Below are 19974 nucleotides of genomic sequence, written 5' to 3'. Positions count from 1 at the left end.
CATTGGATGCACTTGTACTTGCTGCATCGGCACTAGTAGATGCGCTAGATGCACTAGAAGCCGCATTACTTTCACTTACCACTGCATTGGATGCACTTGTACTTGCTGCATCGGCACTAGTAGATGCGCTAGATGCACTAGAAGCCGCATTACTTTCACTTACCACTGCATTGGATGCACTTGTACTTGCTGCATCGGCACTAGTAGATGCGCTAGATGCACTTGTAACTGCATTACTTTCACTTACCGCTGCATTGGATGCACTTGTACTTGCTACGTCTGCACTAGAAGTAGCGCTAGATGCACTTGTACTTGCTACAGTCGCACTAGATGCTGCTGTACTAGCACTGGTACTTGCTGCAGTAGCACTAGAAGTAGCACTGGATGCACTTGTACTTGCTGACTCAGCGCTAGTGGATGCACTACTTGCACTAGTACTTGCTGCATCAGCACTAGTAGATGCCGAACTTACACTAGAAACGGCTGTGCTAATGGCAGTTACAGTAGAGTCATCTAAACTAATAACCATGGTACCACTGTTATAAATAGTACTCCCTGCTGTAGAAATAGTAACTACTACACCATTAGAGCCACTTACAGTTAATACACCATCACCAGCAGAACCTGCGGCAAAGGAAGTTGATGCAGTACCAGTAGTTGTAATATACGTTGCAAATGTAGTTGCTTGTGGCGCTAAGATCAATGCGGCCATAACAGCTGCCGTTAAACGTCTTGTACGTTTAGCTCCACCGGCTTGATGACTCTTAGCAAATTCTGAGGCGACAACGTAGCACCCCTTCGTCTTACTCCACACAATTTTAAATATCTTATTCATTCTACAGTTTTAAGCTCCTTTCATACACAAAAACACAGAAATAAATCGAATAATAAAACTTCCGAGAGTGAATATCTCATATTTTTAATCTTGTTCAAAACATAATCACATCATTAATTTAATATTTAAATTAATTAAAAATATTTTTACACAAAACTCAACTTTTCAGAAAAAAAGGTTTTACTTAAAACTTAATTTAACAATTTAAAAATATATAGATAGTAATTAAAAGTATGATTCACTCTTTTGCTAGAAATCAGTATAGTAGACCGAATTACATAGTGTCAATACTGTTACAAAGGGGTTAATCATTACTTCATTTTCATTTAGACTCTTTCACCATTTATTCAAAATTATAAAGAATCTATTCTATTATGCACTTTATTACATGTTATATATCAATTTTTTCAATTAATAATAAATATAAAAATTAATCAAACTTCATATTTTACTTATAATTTTATTTCTATTTATGAATTTTTATTTCATTAATTTTTCTTCATTATGATATTTTTTCTATAATAAAAACGTTTTATCCAACAACAAAAAAACTACTCAAAAATAATTAATCAATACAATTAACTTTTGCTATTTATCTAGATTAAATTATCACTTTATTCAGTAAGATTTAAACTTATAAACAAAAAAACTGCAAAACTATAAATAGTTTTGCAGTTTCTTATTTCAAGCTCAATTATATGTTATTTTATTTTCACTTAAGATTAATATAATAATACGTTCTAATTAATTGTCTCTAAAAACATTCGTTTTATCTGCTAAATCGACGCTATACTCCTTCATAAGTATTTCGCAGATCTGCGCATGCATCTTAGGAAGCTCATCAGTTATAACAGTCCATAGTAAATCCGTATGTACATCCCAACGCATATGAGTAAACTCCCTATATAACGCTTCAAGATTAGTATATTGAAATACCTTCAACAAGGTTTGTGTTTCACTACTCAGCTGTTCCATAGATTTCCCTATATACATAATGGGCGGAATAAATGAATCACGATAAAAATCGTCTTCTAATGAGCTTTTTTCCCCATTAAGCCTCGATAACTTTTTAGCTACTATTTCTAAACATTCAACCACATCCAACAAATGCTTGAGGTCATTTTCTTTACTTAGTTTCATAGTGTCCCCCTTTATATTGTATATAATACGCTGACTTGTTCTTTTCTTTCTATTTATGTTGTAGCATATTTTCATCCATACTTTATTATAGCATGTTTAAACTGTTCATTATTGTAGCATATTTAAACTGTTCTTTATTGTAACATGTTCAAACTCCCCTGTATTGTAGAATGTTCAAACTACTCTTTATTGTAGCATGTTTAAACTACACTTCCATGCCCTGCGACACAAAGAAAAAAGCTCCATAACAATTCAATAAATGAATTATTATGGAGCTCATTTAAATTGGTGCCGGAGGTGGGACTTGAACCCACACGGTGTTACCCGCTTGATTTTGAGTCAAGTGCGTCTGCCATTCCGCCACTCCGGCACGAATGGAACAAAAATAATTTTACAGTAATTCCACATATTTGTCAAATACTTTTTTGAACTAATCTTTTCTATTCAACTTTCTAATCTTTTTTTCTTAGACTTTTTTATAAAACGAATAAATCATAAGATTAATAGAGTTATTTTATCTATATAGATTTTATTGCAATATTTTATTGTTATATTAATTATTTATTTCTTATTTTATAATATTATCCGTTAAAATGAATATTAATTATTTAATCCATAAATTATATAGTTATAAATTCATATTTTCGTCCCACATTTTCATGAAATAGCCCTTATTTTATCTATACTTAGTGTCATTTTTTCTATATAATGAATCATACGATAATTTATAAGCTTTTTAGACAGTATCTGTGCAAGTGCTTATAAGTTATGAAGAAAGGAGAATTCTTATGGAATCAAAATTTAATTTACGAGCAGCGAGCAAGTACTTGGCGCCAATCATCATTGGCCTTATCGTATTTGCCATCGGTGCTCCAGAAGGACTAACAAATGGTGCATGGATTTTTGTTAGTATCTTCGCTGCATTAGTAGTAGGCTTAATTTTAGAGCCAATGCCACCAGCTTTTATCGGACTTATTGCTATTACTTTATCTATTCTTTTTAAGGTTGGCATGCCTGTAGTTGACAAAGCCGGTAAAGCAGTTACAATCACTGCTGCCACCGCTGTTAACTGGGGCCTTAGCGGCTTCTCTAACTCTATTGTATGGTTAATCTTTGCCGCTTTCATGATTGGTATTGGTTACCAAAACAGTGGTCTTGGCCGTCGTATTGCCTTGTATTTAGTGGAAAAACTAGGTAAATCATCCTTAGGTCTTGGTTATGCCATTGCTATTACAGACTTGATTTTAGCGCCATTTATTCCAAGTAATGCAGCTCGTAGTGGCGGTACTATTTACCCTATTGTTTCTAGTATTTGCCCTATGTTTGACAGCTATCCAGACAAAAATCCTCGTAAAATTGGATCCTATCTTTGCTGGGTTAGCTTGGCTACCACTTGTGTGTCCAGTACCTTATTCCTTACTGGCCAAGCACCTAACCCATTAGCCGTTGAATTAGCTGCCAAAGCTGGTGTTCCTACAGTTAACTGGACTAGCTGGTTCTTAGCTGTTGCTCCTGTAGGTATTATCTTATTCCTCATTACACCACTCTTAACGTACTTCCTTTGCCCTCCAGAGGTAAAAGGCTCTCCTGAAATTGCCGCTTGGGCTAAAGAAGAATTCCACAAGCTTGGTAAAATGAGCGCCTCTGAAATTGCTATGGCTTGTATTTCCATCCTAGCTCTTGTACTTTGGATTGGCGCTAGCTACTTCAAAATTAACCCAACTACTACAGCTCTTGTAGTTATTGTGTTGATGGTGGTTTCTAAAATCATCACTTGGAGCGACTTCTTAGCTAATAAACCAGCATGGAACGTATTAACTTGGTTTGCCACTTTAGTTCCTATGGCAGAAGGCCTTAAAAATGTTGGCTTCTTAAAATGGTTAGCCAATGCCTTTGGTTCTTCTCTTGTAAGCTTAGATTTAATGTGGGCTACCCTTGGATTACTCTTCGCATTCTGCGTGCTTCGTTACTTCTTCGCTTCTGGTACTGCCTATGTAACTGCTATGGTAGGCTTATTTGCTACCTTGATTTTACAAATTCCTGGTGCCGATGCAAGCCAAATCATGTTAATCCTCTTACTTCCTATGGGTATTATGGGGATCCTGACGCCATATGGTACCGGTCATAGCCCTGTATGGTTTGCTAGCGGCTATGTTAAAGGCCCTGAATTTTGGAAGCTTGGTGCTATCTTTGGCATCATCTACCTTGCTGTATTCATTTTAATCGGCATTCCTTGGGTAGAATTCATTTTACCTAAGATTTTATAATATTTCATATAATACCAAATGAAAAAAGCCCATAGAGCTAATTATAATCTAGCTCTATGGGCTTTTTATTTAATTCATGGTGGAGACGAGGGGAATCGAACCCCTGTCCAAAAGTGTTGCCCCACAGACTTCTCCGAGTGCAGTCGCTGTTTTAGATCTTAGTTAGCTATTGTACACCGACAAACTACACTAACCCAGCTCAGAGTTTTAACCGAATCTACTTGAGCATATACATTCGGCGAGCCCGTAGTTTGACGCCTTATCCCTACTCACGGGCAGAGCAAGGTAAGACGTAGCTTATGCAGCTAATGCAAAGTTTTCGTTTGCGTTTAATTTAAAAGTTCCACCGTTTAGCGGCCTAATGGAACGCCGACTCGCTATCTATGATACACGCACCCCTGTCGAAACCATTACGTCCCCATGTGTGCAAACTTAATTATATCTAACTCTATACTTGCTGTCAATAAAGGGCCAAAGGTTCACCTAAAGAGCTGTCTAAGAAATCCTATATCTCTTAATCTAGGTTTTCACTCAGGAGTTAGCTATATATACCTAACTATACCTAACTATACCTAACCATACATAACTATACATAACTAAGTATATACCTAAACCTCACCGCTATATCCTCCCAAATATAGTAGTCAGCTACAACAAAACAAGATAGTGTAAAGTAACTTTTTTAGATGCATCTCTAAGCCACTTTACACTATCCTTCAAGCGCTCTATAAAATCTCTATAACAAATCTATCATATTAGACTGTACAAGTTCTGCAACTACTTCGCCTCTATAAAAATCGTCTAAATAAGCTATAAATGTCATATATCCTATACAACTATATACTATCTACCAGTCGCGATTTTGCTCTTTCATACGGCGTTGAATGTCGCGCTTTGCATCACGTTCAGCCATATCCTGGCGTTTATCAAAGTTCTTTTTCCCCGTTACAAGGCCTATAGTTACCTTAATCAAACCATGACTAAAGTGGAAGTTTAAAGGCACTAAAGAAAAGCCCTTCTCCTTTACTTGACCAAGTAGTTTATGAATTTCGCTGCGATGCATCAAAAGCTTACGCGTACGAAGTGGCTCATGATTAAACTGGTTACCTTGTTCATAAGGGCTAATATGCGTTTGATACAAAAATAGCTCTCCATTTTCAATGCCACAGAAGCTATCCTTTAAATTTAGGCGCCCTTGACGAATGGATTTTACTTCCGTTCCTGTGAGCACAATACCGGCTTCAAAGGTTTCATATATATGATAATCATGACGCGCCTTTCGATTATCAGCAATTAAACTATTGCCATCTTTTTTCGCTTTACTCAAACAATAACACCTCAACAATCATAAAAAGTCTATCTGCTTAGACTCCTATTTGTCTCAATACATTTGCTTTAACATATGCAGAGTATTACATTAGATTTAATACATGCACTTTCTTATATTTGCGTTCCTATATTTGCTTTAATATATTTATCTTTTTACACTTTGCTTTAATACATGCACTTTACTACATTTAAACTCTTATATGTTGCCCTATTATTTTAGCAAAATTTCGACATATTTTCTAATCTATATATTCTAATCGTAATGTATCCTAAGGGCTTAGAGCAAGTGCTCATAGTAAAAGATTATATCAAATGTTCATAGTAAAAACCTATATAAAGTACTCATAGTAAAAAGTCATATCAAACCTCATAGAAAAACTTGCGTGGAAATTTAACGGCGTTTCCCCTTTTTCTTCATTTTATCTTTTTTCTTATTTTTAGATTTCTTTGAATTTTCTTTGCGCTTTTTGTCTTTACTTTTCTTTGAATCATTTGCTTTCTCACGGCTAAAAATTGGTGCGAAACGTGACTTACGGCCATTCTTACTAGAGCTATCGCCCTTACTACTACCACGCTTGCGCCCTAAAGAATTACTGTTACCTAAGGCACTAGCACCATAACCTAAAGGCTTGCCCATGCGGCGATTCATTCGATTAAGAAAATACGATATATCCTCAACAGCACCTAGTACAAAATCAATTTGCTTTTTAGCGGAATCAGCTTTTACTAAAGTAACGGTAACCACTTGCCCTAGGTGATACTCAGTACCCGTTTGACGACCTACTAAAAGGAAATGCTCTTCATCAAAGAAATAATAATCATCTGTTAAGGTTGCTATATGAACAAGCCCATCAATGCCATTTTCAAGCTCCACAAACATCCCAAAGGATGTAATGGAACTAATACGCCCTTCAAAGACTTCGCCCACAAATGGCTCCATATATTGAACCTTCTTAAGATCCATCGTATCACGTTCTGCTGCAACAGCTACCTGCTCTTGGATGGAGCAATGTTCTGCCGCCTTATCTAAATAGGCTTCTGTATCATCATATTGAGTATATCCATTGCGCCAATGTAAGGCCTTTTTAAGTAAGCGATGAACGATTAAATCTGGATAACGACGAATAGGCGAAGTAAAATGAGTATAACATTTTGACGCCAAACCAAAATGGCCTGCATTCACTGGCGAATAACGAGCCTGCTGCATGGACCGCAAAGTCATAATCTGAGCAATTTGCTCTACCTCAGTGCCTTGAATACTATCTAAAAATGACTGAATCTCTCTCGGCTGGATAGTATCTGCATCAAAATGAAATGACTTGCCTAAATACGTCACCACAGTCTGCAAGGCTTGTAATTTTTCTTCGCTAGGTCGCTCGTGAATACGATAAATAGACGGCTTGTCTGTATGGGCTAAATAGGTGGCCACGGTTTCATTGGCAATCAACATACAGGCTTCAATAATTTTTTCCGCAATAGTTCGATCCTTGCGCACAATGCGAAGCGGTGTGCCCTCTTCATTGAGAAGCACTTTATATTCAGGGAACTCAAAGTTTAAAGCACCTGATTTTTCACGCATTCGAATCAATACTTTGGCCACATCGTGTAGATTATGGACTAAAGACATAAGGGCCGTCAAATCATCAGGAATAATTTGCTCGCTTAAGGCCTTATAAATTTCAGTATAGCTACAGCGACGATCAACGCGAATAACAGATGGCGTAATCGTATGCTTTACCACTCGACCGGCCGCATTAATTTCCATGATACAGCTCATAGCATAACGATCTTCCTGCGCATTTAAACTGCATATGCCATTAGAAAGAACTGGTGGCAACATAGGCACAACGCGGTCTACTAAATACACGCTGGTGCCACGTTTATAAGCTTCTTTATCTAATTGAGATCCGCCACGCACATAATGGCTCACATCCGCAATGTGTACGCCAAGCATAAAATTACCATTACTCAATAATTCACAGCTAACAGCATCATCTAAGTCCTTTGCATCTTCTCCATCTATAGTGACCATGGGAACAGCTCGCAAATCGAGGCGGCCATCTTCAAGCTCCACTGTCGTATTAATAGAATCAGCTTCTTTTAAAACAGCATCAGGAAAGGAGAATGGAATCTTTCGCTCTGCCATAATGCAATTAATGTCTAAGCCTACATCCCCTTTATAGCCTAAAATTTGCACTATACGGCCTTCAGGATGTCTGCCGCGACTCGTCGGCCACTCCGTTACCTCTACTAGGACTTTAGCGCCACTGCGCGCCTCCATAGTCGAATTTAAATCTACATATACATCGTCTACAATGCGTTCATCATCAGGGATGACAAAGCCAAAACTCTTTTGTCGATCATAGGTGCCTACAATAAAGCTATTAGCTCTAGTGAGAACCTCGCGCACTACCCCTTCAGGACGACCACCAGGATAGGTTTGACCTAAAATCTCTACCTTAACTTCATCATTATGTAGGGCCCCATGACGATGTTCTGGCTGAATGATAATTTCTGTAACGCCATCATCACCTACAAAGAGACCACGGCCTTGTCGTTGCCCTTTATATACACCTTGATACCAGCTTTTAGTGCCATTATCGCCTAATTGGCGTCGTTTCTTTTCTTCCTTATGAGCCGCCTTCGTTTTGTCCTTCATCTTACTAAGAGGAGTAAAACGATTTTTTTCCGTCCCATATTTATTTTCATGTTTGCTTATGTCTTGACCTTCTTCACTTTCAGATTGAGCTGGTTCTTTATAAAAATAATATTCATCATCCTTCGTACTTAGCAGACCTTCCTGGGCTAACTCCGCTACGGTAGCCATAAATTCAGCTAAATCATCAGCCCCTTTTATGCCCAATACATAGGCCGCATCTTCCACATGATAAGCTTCTGGCCGAATATCCAGGAAAAACTCAATAATTTCCTCTCGCAAACTCTTCATCTCTTCTGTATCGGATGGTACTAGGTCTTTCATTTTCTTACCTGACTTTTGTTTCATACTCATCACCTTCTCTTTAATAACTTGCAAATAACCTAATTTGCCTATTTGTGCGCCCCATAACTAGCTACTTCCATCTTAACATGATTTATTACTTTTAGGGACATAATAACAATATTTATACACAAATTTTACATAATAAAAAAAGCCTGCACCAGGCAGGCTCTATATTAATATTGATTTAAGTAAATACCAAGACCTAAGCTAAGAACAGCAAAAATCACGCCTAAAATAATAGTCAAACGTGATAATAAGCCATCCATGCCACGAGCTTTACCGCCGAAAACGGAATCCGCTGCACCACCAACAGAACCGCCCATGCCAGCACTTTTACTAGATTGCATTACTACAACTAAAATCAATAATACAGAAACTACTACCTCAGCGAACATTAAAAAATTTCTCACAATTGTCATCCTTCCTACATTTCATTTTGCTTCAACGCTTTATTGCGATGTTCTAAATATTTTTCTAACTTGCGTTTTACTCTTTGTAGCGCATTGTCAATTGACTTAACACTGCGATCTGTTTCAGCTGCTATTTCGTGATATGATTTGCCATCTAAATAGCCCATCAATACCTTGCCTTCTAAATCACTCAAAATAGCACCCATCTTAGCTTCAATATCAGAAAACTCTTCCCGATTAATGAATAGTTCTTCTGGGTCAGTGCCCTGACCTTCTCCGATAACATCCATCAAAGTGCGTTCCGGTTCATCCGTATAAATCGGTTTATTCAAAGAAACGTAAGAATTCAGTGGAATATGTTTCTGTCTTGTTGCTGTTTTTATAGCTGTAATAATTTGTCGCGTCACACATAGTTCTGCAAAGGCTTTAAAAGACGCTAAGCGATCATCTTTAAAATCTCTCGTCGCCTTATACAGTCCAATCATGCCTTCTTGAATAATGTCTTCTTTATCGGCACCAATCAAAAAATAAGAGCGCGCTTTTGCCCGCACAAAGTTTTTGTATTTGTCTACCAAATAATCTACAGCCACGGGATCATCCTGCTCTTGCGAAAGCTTAACCACTTCTTCGTCTGTTAAACCTATATAGCGTTTATATTCTTCCTTAATATATGGTTCAACATGCATGGCAGCCTCCCAATCCCACTAGTATACGTACCATTATACTTTATACGCATAAGTTCTGCAACACTTTATAATATAAAATCTATGTCAGTACAAGGCCTCTACTTCTTCCCACGCCGCAAGGTTTCCCATTCATTGGCAATGGAACCAGAAATCTGATGCCCTAACTCATTGCGCTGTAGACTCATGGTATCACCTTTATGCAGTCCCTTATAATAGCGCTGTTCATCTATTTTTGCCCGTTCTACTTGTCCCTTGAGCTCACGACTGGAAACTCGCAAAGCCCCAAAGCCAAGGACTTGACTTTGTTCAGCATAGTCAGAAGTACACACGTATACATTGTCATATTGATTGCGCATTTCAAATACAATGCGTTCAATGCAGGAGTCCGCGGTCTCGCCATCTGCTGTATAAATTTCAGTAAAATCTTCGCCCTTATACGCTTTATCTTGTCCAGGATGGGCATATTTACCATCAAATACTAAGACAATCTGATACCCCTTGTGCTTGCCATAATTTTGCAAGATGTCTTTAATGCGACGCCGTGCGTGTTCTAAAGAACTCTTACTTATCTTCTTAAGTTCAGGCCACGCAAAGATAACATTGTACCCATCTACAATTAAAATATCCTGTCTCATAGCTGCCTCTGTCGCACTGCTTCATATAGTAAAAGACCTGCCGCCACTGATGCATTTAAAGAATTAAGCTTACCATACATAGGGATAGTGACTAAGAAATCACATTTCTCCTTAGTCAAGCGGCTAAGCCCCTTGCCTTCATTGCCAATGACTAGAACTAAAGGCACCGTCATATCCGCTTGATACATAGTTTGTTGCCCTTCCATATGAGCACCTAAGACCCAGAATCCTTGTTTCTTTAGGTCTTCAATGGTTTGTGCTACATTGCCCACTTGTACTAGGGGCATGAATTCTACAGCACCAGCTGAAGTTTTCGCCACGGTGGCATTAATGGGAGCACTATGGCGTTTAGGAATTAAGACAGCAGTGGCACCACAGCATTCAGCGGTACGAATAATAGCCCCCATATTATGAGGGTCCTCAATACTATCCAAGAGCAGCAATAAAGGCGCTTTTGCCTCCTCAGAAAAGCTGTGATTTTGTAATACTTCATTGAGGTCAGCAAATTTTACTGATGCCACCAAAGCCACCACGCCTTGATGCACAACACCTTCAGCATATTTACTTAATTGTTGCTCCCCCACTTTGCGGATCTCTACATGTCGCTCTTTGGCGAGCTTTACAATTTCCTGCAAAGAGCCTTGTAATTTTTCATTGGTTATAAAAAGACGTTGAATTGTACGACCGCTGCGAAGCGCTTCTCTTACGGCATTGCGACCTACAATATAATCACTCATGAATAAACTCCTTTTTATACTAAACCTTCAATCATATAAGCAAAGGCTTTTTCCATAATTAAAGTCAAACGCTCTTCTTGTTTTGACCCGTATAGATAGCCAATGAGTGCTTCAAACGCTGTACTGCTGCGATACTCTTGAACGGTGGCACTCTTAGGCACATTTACATTGCTATTGCGCGCCCGCTTAGCTACAGCAAGTTCTACCTCGTTGAGCAAAGCTTCATCCTCTAAATAATGCAGCGCTTTCGCCTGCATCTTAGCACAAATACATTCTGTTACTAGGGTATGGATAACTTGTACCTTCGTAATGCCTAAGGAACAAATATGCTCACGTACATATAGGGAAAATACCGCATCCCCTATATAGGCAAGCATGAGGGAGTCATCTGTCTCACACAGCGTCACTCCCTCATGTAAATTGCGCGTCTTTAATTTTTCAATAGCAGTTTGTTTTAAAAATTGATAACGCTTAAACTTCACGTTTCTTCCACCGTGCACCTTGTGGAGAGTCTTCAATGGTAATACCAATATTACCAAGCTCATCACGAATGGCATCGGCTAAGTCCCAAAGTTTTTGTTCGCGGCATTGTTGACGTACTTTAAGAACTACTTGCATCAATTTTTCATATTCTTCAGCATCAGCACCATTAGCTTGGCCTGCCCAAGCATCTTCTAAAATGCCAAGAATATCTGTCATAGTTTTGAAGATTTCTTTTACTTCAGCTAATGTTTCATGGCATACTTTACCATTGCAGTTTTGCACGGCTTGATAGTAAATATTAATCTCTTTAGCTAAACCAAACATTGGAGAACCTGCTAAAGCAGTATTAAAGTCATCAGCCATAGCCACTTCAAATTCTTCTTGGTAAGCGCGTGCTTTTTCAAGCAAGGCTTTTGCGTCTTCATCACAAACGCCTTCTTCGCTCGCTTCTAAGTAAAGCAGATTTTCAATGGCAATTCTCATGCGCTCTAAAGATTTGTTAGCTTCATCAAGGCGTTCATCGCTGAAATCCAATGGGCTGCGATAATGAGTACTTAATAAGAAGTAACGCAATGCATCTGGTGCATACTCTTCTAAAATATCTTTAACCAAGAAGAAGTTATTCAAAGATTTACTCATTTTTTCTTGGTTAATTGTAATAAAGCCATTATGCAACCAATAGCGCACAGCTGGATGATGCCCTGTGCAACCTTCTGATTGGGCAATTTCATTTTCATGATGAGGGAAAATCAAATCGCTACCGCCACCATGGAAATCAAACTCATCACCTAAGTATTTATTACTCATAGTAGAGCATTCAATATGCCAACCTGGACGGCCATTCCCCCATGGGCTTTCCCAGTATGGTTCACCTGGTTTAGCCGCTTTCCAAAGAGCAAAGTCCATTGGATTTTGTTTGCGATCATTTACGTCAACGCGAGCGCCTGCTTCCATATCATCTAAGGTACGGCCAGATAATTTACCATATTCAGGGAATTTTTCTACGCTGTAGTACACATCCCCATCAAGCTCATAAGCAAAGCCTTTTTCAACTAACGCTGCAATCATAGCGATAATTTCTTCAATATGATCGGATACGCGAGGGTATACATCAGCATGACGTACATTCAATTTATCCATAACTTCAAAATAGGAATCAATATAGCGATTGGCAATTACATCCCAAGCTACGCCTTCACCATTAGAAGTATTGATGATTTTGTCATCCACATCTGTAAAGTTTTGAATGTAGGTTACTTTATAACCTGCATGAGCTAAGTATCTACGAATAACATCCCAAGTAACAAAAGGGCGTGCATTCCCAATATGTGGGTGATTATATGGCGTTACGCCACATACATAAATCTTAACTTCACCCTCCTTTACTGGTTTAAATACTTCTTTTTCTCTTGTCATCGTGTTAAATACTTTAATTTCTCTCATCGTCACCGATGCCTCTCTTCCGTTAAATTATAAAAGACCACCATCTCAATACAGAGACGGTGGCCCGCGGTTCCACTCTGTTAGGTATGCACCCACTCAAACGCTTAACGGGCGCAACCGGACAAACCTACTTACATTCAGCTTATCAACTCCCGAAGGCATTTCCTCTGTCTATACTTGAACTCTCACACTATCTAGTTCTCGCTGTAAAGCTAGTTACAAAGTACTTCTTTCGATCATCGTCATTACAAACAATTTTTTCGATATATATAGAATATTACCATGAACACTAGATAAAGTCAATGAGTAAGGACAAATTAATTGTGCAAAATGCTTTCAGTATACCAACTTAGAGTAAACCATGTACATTTATTATTTACCTGCTTTTTCAGCACCTGTACAAATGCCGATAATTGTTTGAACAGATAGCTTCATATGTTCAACACAAGCGAATTCATGAGGACCATGTAAATTTTCTACACCAGTGAAAATATTTGGTGTTGGAATGCCCATGAAAGAGATTTTTGAACCATCAGTACCACCACGGATTGGCTGAATTAATGGAGTCACGCCTGCTTCTTTCATAGCATTAGCTGCAAGGTCAACACATTCCATATGGTCTTTAATAATCTCATACATATTGTAGTAGCGGTCAGTAATAGTTAGTTTAATTACTTCACGGCCATAGCGTTCATTTAACACTTTAGCAGCTAATTCAAAGTATTGTTTCTTACCTTCAAATTGAGCGCGGTCATGGTCACGAATTAAATATTCCATCTTACCACTTTCTACGCCTGTATTAGATTCATAGAGCATAATAAAGCCTTCATGACCTTCTGTAAGCTCTGGTACCGCACATTGTGGCAACATGCAATCAAATTCCATAGCCAATTTATTACAGTTAATCATTGTGTTTTTAGCTGAACCAGGATGTACAGATACACCATTTAGCTCAACTACAGCACCAGCAGCATTAAAGGTTTCATATTCCAGTTCACCTAAACGCGTACCATCTACAGTATACGCAAATTCTACTGGGAAATCTTTAACATCAAAGAGATTAGCGCCGCGGCCAATTTCTTCGTCTGGACCAAAGGCACACATAATTAAGCCATGCTTAACTTCTGGATGCTCGATGAAATAGCGTAAGGCTTCCATAATTTCTACAATGCCTGCTTTATCATCGCCACCAAGTAAAGTGCGACCATCTGTTACAATTAAAGTTTTCCCTACATAATTTTTTAAATTAGGGAATGCTTTAACCGTAGACACAAGCTTTGGCTCTTGACTTGGATCTTGAGTTAATACGATGTCAGAACCATCGTAGTTTTCAATGATGCGAGGTGTAATATTTTCTGCATTGTAATCAGCTGTGTCCATATGGGCAATAAAGCCAATTCCAGGTACATCCTTATCCGTATTCGCTGGCAATGCCCCAATAACAAAGCCATTGTTCGGATTAATTTTTACACCTTGAAGACCTAACTCTTCCAAATCTTTTGCCAATACTTTCGCAAACTCTACTTGTGTCTGAGTACTTGGCACCGTTGTGGATTCTTCATTTGATCTCGTTTCAGTTTTCACATAACGAAGAAAGCGTTCCACCATTGTTTCCATAATAATCCTCCTTACAGGTTTATATGAATATCACATCTAGATAGATGTGCTCAAGCCTTTATTAGCCTAAACTAGCAATTGTTTCATCTAGGCGCGCCAAAGTCTTTTCTTTGCCAAATAAGGTGATAATGTAGTTGAGGTCTGGACCATGCATTTGACCTGTAGTCGCAATACGAATTGGCATAAATACAAATTTACCTTTTAATTTAGTAGATTTCATGATGCCTTTAATCGTCGCTTTTACTACCTCTGGCGTAATTTCATCAAGAGCTGCCACAGCCTCGCGGAATTCTTTGAGTACAGTAGCGCAAGATTCCTCTTGAAGAACCACTTCAATCTCAGCCTTAGCTTCTTCTGTTGGCAATTCTTTATCTTCAAAAATTAGCTTAGCTTCTTCTTTAATTTGAGCGCCAAAGCTAATGTGATCTTTTAAGCATACACAAAGCATAATGAGCTTAACTTTTTCTGCTTCATCTGGCGCTTCACTAGCATAGCCAGCAGCTTGTAAATGAGGCAAGCAAAGTTCATATAAAGCTTCATCACTAAGATTTTTCATATAGTTGAAGTTAATCCAGTTCAATTTATCAATATCAAATACAGCTGGATTCTTAGCTACGCGATCCATAGAGAAGTTTTGAATCAATTCATCTTTAGTGAATAACTCTTGTTCCCCTTCTGGCGCCCAACCAAGTAAAGCCAAGAAATTGTCAATTGCTTCTGGCAAATATCCTAATTGACGGTATTGGTCTACAGAAGTAGCGCCATGACGTTTACTCATTTTCTTATAGTCTTTACCAAGAATTAAGGAAATATGACCAAAAGTAGGTACGTCCCAGCCAAGTGCATTGTAAATCGCAATTTGGCGAGGTGTATTAGATAAATGCTCTTCGGCGCGAATAACATGAGTGATTTCCATAGTGTGATCGTCGATAACTACTGCATAGTTATATACAGGAATACCGTCAGATTTCACAATAACGAAGTCACCGACCCCATTGGAGTCAAAGGATACATGACCGCGCACCATGTCATCAAAAGCATAGGTTTCATTTAAAGGCACACGAAGGCGAACGGTTGGTTTACGACCTTCTTTTTTGTACGCTTCGATTTGTTCTTCACTTAAATGACGGCAATGACCATTGTATTTAGGCGTTTCGCCACGTTCCATTTGCGCTTGACGCTCTGCTTCTAATTCTTCTTCAGAGCAGTAGCAGTAATAGGCTTTATCTTCCTTTAACAAGCGTTCTGTCATTTCCTTATATATATCAAGGCGTTCTGTTTGACGATATGGGCCATGTTCGCCCCCTACATCAATGCCTTCATCCCAATCCATGCCAAGCCATTTTAAAGCAGCTTTAATATTTTCTTCACTCTCTCTAGTCGAGCGCGCTAAATCTGTATCTTCAATACGAAGTAAGAAGCTGCCCCCTTCCTTGCGAGCAAGTAGCCAGTTAAATAAGGCAGAGCGTGCGCCGCCAATATGAAATGGTCCTGTTGGACTTGGAGCAAATCGTACTTTCATCATAATAAAAAAATCCTTTCTCTATAGCTGTTCTCTATAGTGTAAGTTGTGTTTTTATAGAGGACAAATTGTAACTACTGCTTGTGCAGCTAAGCCCTCTTTACGACCAAAAGCGCCCAACTGTTCATGAGTTGTCGCCTTTACGCTAACAAAATTTGGTGCAATATGTAACACCTTTGAAATATTAGCCTTCATTGCCTCAATATGAGGTTTTAATTTAGGTGATTCTGCTATCACCATGATATCTACATTATACGCCTTAAATCCATTTTGTTGTAGTCTTAATACAACTTGATCTAGTAATTCCATACTAGAAGCGCCTTTATAGGCTTCGTCTTCTGGAGGGAACCAATAGCCAATATCAGGTAATCCAGCAGCTCCTAGGAGCGCATCCATAAGCGCATGAAGGAGCACATCTGCATCACTATGCCCATCAGGGCCGATTGGACTGTCAATGGTAACGCCACCTAAAATGCATGGGCGCCCTTCTTTAAAGCGATGTACATCATATCCAAAGCCTACACGCATCATCGGTTCCATCACTCCTAAACACTGTTTCGCCTTTACAATATCTTCTGGTGTAGTAATTTTAAAATTACTATATTCACTTGGCACAATAGCTACGGTCTTGCCCCAGTGCTCCACTAAGGAAGTATCATCAGTGCCTACATAGCCCGTTTCTTTGGCATAGGCCTGAGCCTCTAATAACACATCACGACGAAATCCTTGCGGTGTTTGAACGGCATATAAAGTCTCTCGCGGTAAAGTCTGCTCCACAAGGCCTCCTGAAGACACTTGCTTAATCGTATCTACGGAAGGCACGGCAGCAACGGCAGCACCTACAGCTAACGCGGCATCACTTACAGCCTTAAATAAAGCGCCTTTAGCCAAAGGACGCGCTCCATCGTGAACTAAAATAACATTAGCTTCGTCAGAAACAGCGTCTGTACCACGCATGACAGAATCCTGTCGCTCTTTACCACCTAATACAAGCTTTACAGGCTGTGAAATCAATGACTTCACAGCCTCATATTGAACTCGTACTTGTTCTTCTTCTCCAGCAGCTACTACAAGGATAATCTCATCGATGCCAGAGCCTTCACTCATATGTATTAAGTTCCACTGTAGCACTGAATAAGGGCCTAATTGCAAAAACATTTTATTAGCTTTACTCTGCATGCGCTTGCCTGCACCAGCAGCCAGTAAAATACAGCTTATCATTCTTTATGTCCTTTCGCACGAGCAAAAATCATACGACCTGCACTTGTTTGAAGTACGGAAGTAACCATCACATCAATAGATGTATCTACATATTCGGCGCCATTTTCAATAACGATCATAGTGCCATCATCAAGATACGCTACCCCTTGATTATCTTCCTTACCTTCTTTAATCACTTGCACGCGAATCCATTCACCTGGAATCATAGCTGGTTTTAATGCATTAGCTAATTCATTTAAGTTAAGCACGGAAATTCCTTGCAAACTAGCCACTTTATTTAAGTTAAAGTCATTGGTAATAATCTTCCATTTTCGTTCCATAGCTAGACGCATGAGCTTAGAGTCTACTTCATTAATATCTTCATAGTCATCGTCGATTACTTTAATAAGAAGGTCATCTTTTTGTTGCATGCTTTGCAAAATATCGAGGCCACGACGACCGCGATTACGCTTCAATACATCAGAAGAATCGGAGATAAACTGCAATTCTTCTAATACGAATAAAGGTACCACTAAAGGCCCTTCTAAAAAGCCTGTACTGCATAATTCAGCAATACGACCATCAATAATAACAGACGTATCCAGTAATTTAGCTGCAGAAATAGATTCAAATTCGCCAGCTACAGGAGCTTCAGCCACTGCTTTAGGGGGCGTCGTATCTTTTTTCTTGTCGCGACTTAATACGCGATTTTGTAGCCAGTTATTGTATAACTCAGGGCCCTTATTAGACGCGAGGCGCATCCCAATATAGCCAAATATAGCACTTAAGATAATGGGAATATAAGAGCCGATAATAGGAACTTGATGAAATGCCAAGCCAATTAAATTTGCTATTATGAGTCCAAAGAGTAATCCGGCTGTGCCGGCCATTAAATCCTGGCTAGGTACACGAGATAGTAAACGCTCTAAATTTCGCGCCAAACGCAAACCTTGATTGATGATAGGCATAGAAATAATATATCCTACTACAGCGCCTAACATACCGCCCAAGGCAAGAGCTAATATTTTAATAAAGGAAATGCCTAAGAAGCCAGCATTCCAAAACTTCACATCAATAATCGGCTCTAATACGGGCATAAAATTATCAGTTAACACATATCCCATAATCCCAACCAATAAGGCTATGACATAACGTAATATTTTGTACACCATTTCAATTCACCTCCTCTCGCAATGTCTTTTTATATTGTACAATAAATTCTTAAATATTACATAAAATTTTTATCAAATTTGTTAAAAATTTTAAAAGATAATTCGCATCGCTTCTTCTACACTGGTCACAGCGTGAATGGTAATGTCTTTCCAATCACTTTTTAGCTGTTTTGTATTCCCCTTAGGGACAATGAATTTAGTAAAGCCCATTTTAGCGGCTTCCATAATGCGCTGCTCAATGCGGGGGATGCTGCGAATATTACCAGTGAGTCCGATTTCACCTAATATGACCATATCAGCAGGAACAGGCTGGTTCTTTAACGTCGACACAATGGCTGCCGCCACCGATAAGTCACAAGCTGGTTCATTTACTTTTAGACCACCAATAACATTAATGTACACATCTTTATTGCCTAAATTAAAATTACAGCGCTTTTCTAATACGGCTAGAAGCACAATCAGACGATTTAAGTCATAGCCGATAGACGTTCGTCTAGGCATGCCAAAAGCAGTAGTCGCTACTAAGCTTTGCACTTCTACTAGAATAGGGCGAATCCCTTCTAAATAGGCCATAACCGCGGACCCTACTTCTTCCTCGGTGCGCTCTGCTAATAAGGTGGCAGATGGGTTTAAGAGCTCCACTAAGCCCTCTTCTTCCATTACAAATAATCCTGTTTCGGACGTAGAGCCAAAGCGATTTTTTATGCTTCGCAATATTCTAAATTGATAGGACCGTTCTCCTTCAAAATAAAGGACTACGTCCACCATATGCTCTAACATGCGCGGCCCTGCAATATTGCCATCCTTTGTAACATGCCCAATGATAATGACTGGTACATTTTGCTCCTTTGCAAAGCGCAATAAACGCGCCGTACACTCGCGCACTTGCGCTACACTGCCTGGCGCCGAATCTAAATTATCCGTGAACATAGTTTGAATGGAGTCAATTACTAATAGCTTTGGCTTATTTTGAGCTGCTTCCTGCAAAATGGAATCCAGATTAGTATCCGCCATAACAGAAAGGGTTTTCCCCTTAATTTGAAGGCGCTCTGCACGCAATTTAAGCTGCATTTGTGACTCTTCACCAGATGCATATAGAACATAGCCTTCTTTATCGGCAATGGCTCCAGACACTTGAAGCAATAAAGTAGATTTGCCAATCCCTGGATCCCCACCTAAGAGCATAAGTGCACCAGGTACAATGCCGCCACCTAATACGCGGTCAATTTCACCATAGGAAGTAGACATGCGTGGCGCATCCTCTGTACGGATATCTGCCAACGACACAGGTTTTGTAGCTTTTCGATCAATAGGAGCATACGAAGCTGCCCCTTTAGAACTAGTTTCTCGCACTACTTCTTCCACTAAGGTGTTCCACTGTCCACATTGCGGACATTTACCTAGCCAGCGCGGTGATTCAGCGCCACAATTATTGCAAAAATACATAGTTTTAACTTTAGCCATAGGACACCCAATTACTCCTTCAAAACACTTCAG

16 protein-coding genes, 1 tRNA gene, 1 other RNA gene and 1 other annotated feature are annotated in these 19974 nt (G+C 39.1%); of the genes, 1 reads left to right on the top strand and 17 read right to left on the bottom strand.

Annotation, left to right across the window (positions count from 1 at the left end; all coding sequences use genetic code 11):
- The 3 genes from QZR90_RS07590 to QZR90_RS07580 form a co-directional block, all read right to left on the bottom strand.
- On the bottom strand, positions 1–835 hold an 835-nt coding region (locus QZR90_RS07590; protein ID WP_295790418.1), incomplete at its 3' end, for an ESPR domain-containing protein.
- Between the two features lie 744 nt (positions 836–1579).
- Positions 1580–1975, bottom strand: a complete 396-nt coding sequence (locus QZR90_RS07585) for a hypothetical protein (RefSeq protein WP_295790415.1) — start codon at positions 1973–1975, stop codon at positions 1580–1582.
- A gap of 286 nt (positions 1976–2261) precedes the next feature.
- Positions 2262–2345: transfer RNA gene (locus QZR90_RS07580), tRNA-Leu, on the bottom strand.
- A gap of 418 nt (positions 2346–2763) precedes the next feature.
- Between QZR90_RS07580 and QZR90_RS07575 the strand changes: the two genes are divergently transcribed.
- Positions 2764–4242 carry a DASS family sodium-coupled anion symporter gene (locus tag QZR90_RS07575; protein WP_295790413.1) on the top strand — a complete coding sequence of 493 codons (1479 nt, stop codon included), beginning with the start codon at positions 2764–2766 and terminating at the stop codon, positions 4240–4242.
- A 77-nt stretch (positions 4243–4319) separates the two neighbouring features.
- Here the strand turns inward: QZR90_RS07575 and ssrA are convergent.
- From ssrA to radA, 14 genes are all read right to left on the bottom strand, one after another.
- Positions 4320–4662, bottom strand: a transfer-messenger RNA (tmRNA) gene (gene ssrA, locus QZR90_RS07570).
- A 427-nt stretch (positions 4663–5089) separates the two neighbouring features.
- Positions 5090–5569, bottom strand: a complete 480-nt coding sequence (gene smpB / locus QZR90_RS07565; RefSeq protein ID WP_295790412.1) for an SsrA-binding protein SmpB — start codon at positions 5567–5569, stop codon at positions 5090–5092.
- 393 nt (positions 5570–5962) lie between these two features.
- Positions 5963–8575: a ribonuclease R gene (rnr, locus tag QZR90_RS07560; RefSeq protein WP_295790410.1), complete on the bottom strand. Its 2613-nt coding sequence runs from the start codon at positions 8573–8575 to the stop codon at positions 5963–5965.
- A gap of 170 nt (positions 8576–8745) precedes the next feature.
- Positions 8746–8982: a preprotein translocase subunit SecG gene (gene secG, locus QZR90_RS07555; RefSeq protein WP_295790407.1), complete on the bottom strand. Its 237-nt coding sequence runs from the start codon at positions 8980–8982 to the stop codon at positions 8746–8748.
- A gap of 14 nt (positions 8983–8996) precedes the next feature.
- The gene (gene sigH, locus QZR90_RS07550) at positions 8997–9668 is read right to left on the bottom strand and encodes an RNA polymerase sporulation sigma factor SigH (protein WP_295790406.1); all 672 of its coding nucleotides are present in this window, start codon (positions 9666–9668) and stop codon (positions 8997–8999) included.
- A gap of 98 nt (positions 9669–9766) precedes the next feature.
- Positions 9767–10303, bottom strand: a complete 537-nt coding sequence (locus tag QZR90_RS07545) for an NYN domain-containing protein (RefSeq protein WP_295790404.1) — start codon at positions 10301–10303, stop codon at positions 9767–9769.
- Positions 10300–11040 (bottom strand): 23S rRNA (guanosine(2251)-2'-O)-methyltransferase RlmB, encoded by a 741-nt coding sequence (rlmB, locus tag QZR90_RS07540; protein WP_295790401.1) that lies wholly within the window; start codon positions 11038–11040, stop codon positions 10300–10302. The genes QZR90_RS07545 and rlmB overlap by 4 nt, the downstream gene beginning before the upstream one ends.
- A 14-nt stretch (positions 11041–11054) precedes the next feature.
- Positions 11055–11522 (bottom strand): Mini-ribonuclease 3, encoded by a 468-nt coding sequence (locus QZR90_RS07535; RefSeq protein WP_295790399.1) that lies wholly within the window; start codon positions 11520–11522, stop codon positions 11055–11057.
- Complete coding sequence (cysS, locus tag QZR90_RS07530; protein WP_295790397.1) at positions 11512–12966, bottom strand: cysteine--tRNA ligase; 1455 nt, start codon at positions 12964–12966, stop codon at positions 11512–11514. The genes QZR90_RS07535 and cysS overlap by 11 nt, the downstream gene beginning before the upstream one ends.
- A gap of 49 nt (positions 12967–13015) precedes the next feature.
- Positions 13016–13215: a binding site (T-box leader), on the bottom strand.
- A 123-nt stretch (positions 13216–13338) separates the two neighbouring features.
- Complete coding sequence (gene pepT, locus QZR90_RS07525) at positions 13339–14583, bottom strand: peptidase T (RefSeq protein ID WP_295790396.1); 1245 nt, start codon at positions 14581–14583, stop codon at positions 13339–13341.
- Between the two features lie 61 nt (positions 14584–14644).
- Positions 14645–16105 (bottom strand): glutamate--tRNA ligase, encoded by a 1461-nt coding sequence (gltX, locus tag QZR90_RS07520; protein ID WP_295790420.1) that lies wholly within the window; start codon positions 16103–16105, stop codon positions 14645–14647.
- 54 nt (positions 16106–16159) lie between these two features.
- Complete coding sequence (ispD, locus tag QZR90_RS07515) at positions 16160–17326, bottom strand: 2-C-methyl-D-erythritol 4-phosphate cytidylyltransferase (protein WP_295790394.1); 1167 nt, start codon at positions 17324–17326, stop codon at positions 16160–16162.
- Complete coding sequence (locus QZR90_RS07510) at positions 17323–18477, bottom strand: PIN/TRAM domain-containing protein (protein WP_295790392.1); 1155 nt, start codon at positions 18475–18477, stop codon at positions 17323–17325. The genes ispD and QZR90_RS07510 overlap by 4 nt, the downstream gene beginning before the upstream one ends.
- 90 nt (positions 18478–18567) lie before the next feature.
- Positions 18568–19941, bottom strand: a complete 1374-nt coding sequence (gene radA / locus QZR90_RS07505; RefSeq protein ID WP_295790389.1) for a DNA repair protein RadA — start codon at positions 19939–19941, stop codon at positions 18568–18570.
- Positions 19942–19974: the final 33 nt, after the last annotated feature.

It is taken from the genome of uncultured Veillonella sp. (genome assembly GCF_900545795.1).
Lineage (GTDB): Bacteria > Bacillota > Negativicutes > Veillonellales > Veillonellaceae > Veillonella_A.
This window is presented reverse-complemented; position numbering and strand designations above follow the sequence as displayed.

Bases quoted from the DNA above. Each gene is read 5' to 3' on its own strand.
- gltX (WP_295790420.1), bottom strand. From the start codon at position 16,105: ATGAAAGTACGATTTGCTCCAAGTCCAACAGGACCATTTCATATTGGC.
- cysS (WP_295790397.1), bottom strand. From the start codon at position 12,966: ATGAGAGAAATTAAAGTATTTAACACGATGACAAGAGAAAAAGAAGTA.
- ispD (WP_295790394.1), bottom strand. From the start codon at position 17,326: ATGATAAGCTGTATTTTACTGGCTGCTGGTGCAGGCAAGCGCATGCAG.
- rnr (WP_295790410.1), bottom strand. From the start codon at position 8,575: ATGAAACAAAAGTCAGGTAAGAAAATGAAAGACCTAGTACCATCCGAT.
- QZR90_RS07510 (WP_295790392.1), bottom strand. From the start codon at position 18,477: ATGGTGTACAAAATATTACGTTATGTCATAGCCTTATTGGTTGGGATT.
- QZR90_RS07575 (WP_295790413.1), top strand. From the start codon at position 2,764: ATGGAATCAAAATTTAATTTACGAGCAGCGAGCAAGTACTTGGCGCCA.
- QZR90_RS07545 (WP_295790404.1), bottom strand. From the start codon at position 10,303: ATGAGACAGGATATTTTAATTGTAGATGGGTACAATGTTATCTTTGCG.
- radA (WP_295790389.1), bottom strand. From the start codon at position 19,941: ATGGCTAAAGTTAAAACTATGTATTTTTGCAATAATTGTGGCGCTGAA.
- QZR90_RS07585 (WP_295790415.1), bottom strand. From the start codon at position 1,975: ATGAAACTAAGTAAAGAAAATGACCTCAAGCATTTGTTGGATGTGGTT.
- sigH (WP_295790406.1), bottom strand. From the start codon at position 9,668: ATGCATGTTGAACCATATATTAAGGAAGAATATAAACGCTATATAGGT.
- pepT (WP_295790396.1), bottom strand. From the start codon at position 14,583: ATGGAAACAATGGTGGAACGCTTTCTTCGTTATGTGAAAACTGAAACG.
- rlmB (WP_295790401.1), bottom strand. From the start codon at position 11,040: ATGAGTGATTATATTGTAGGTCGCAATGCCGTAAGAGAAGCGCTTCGC.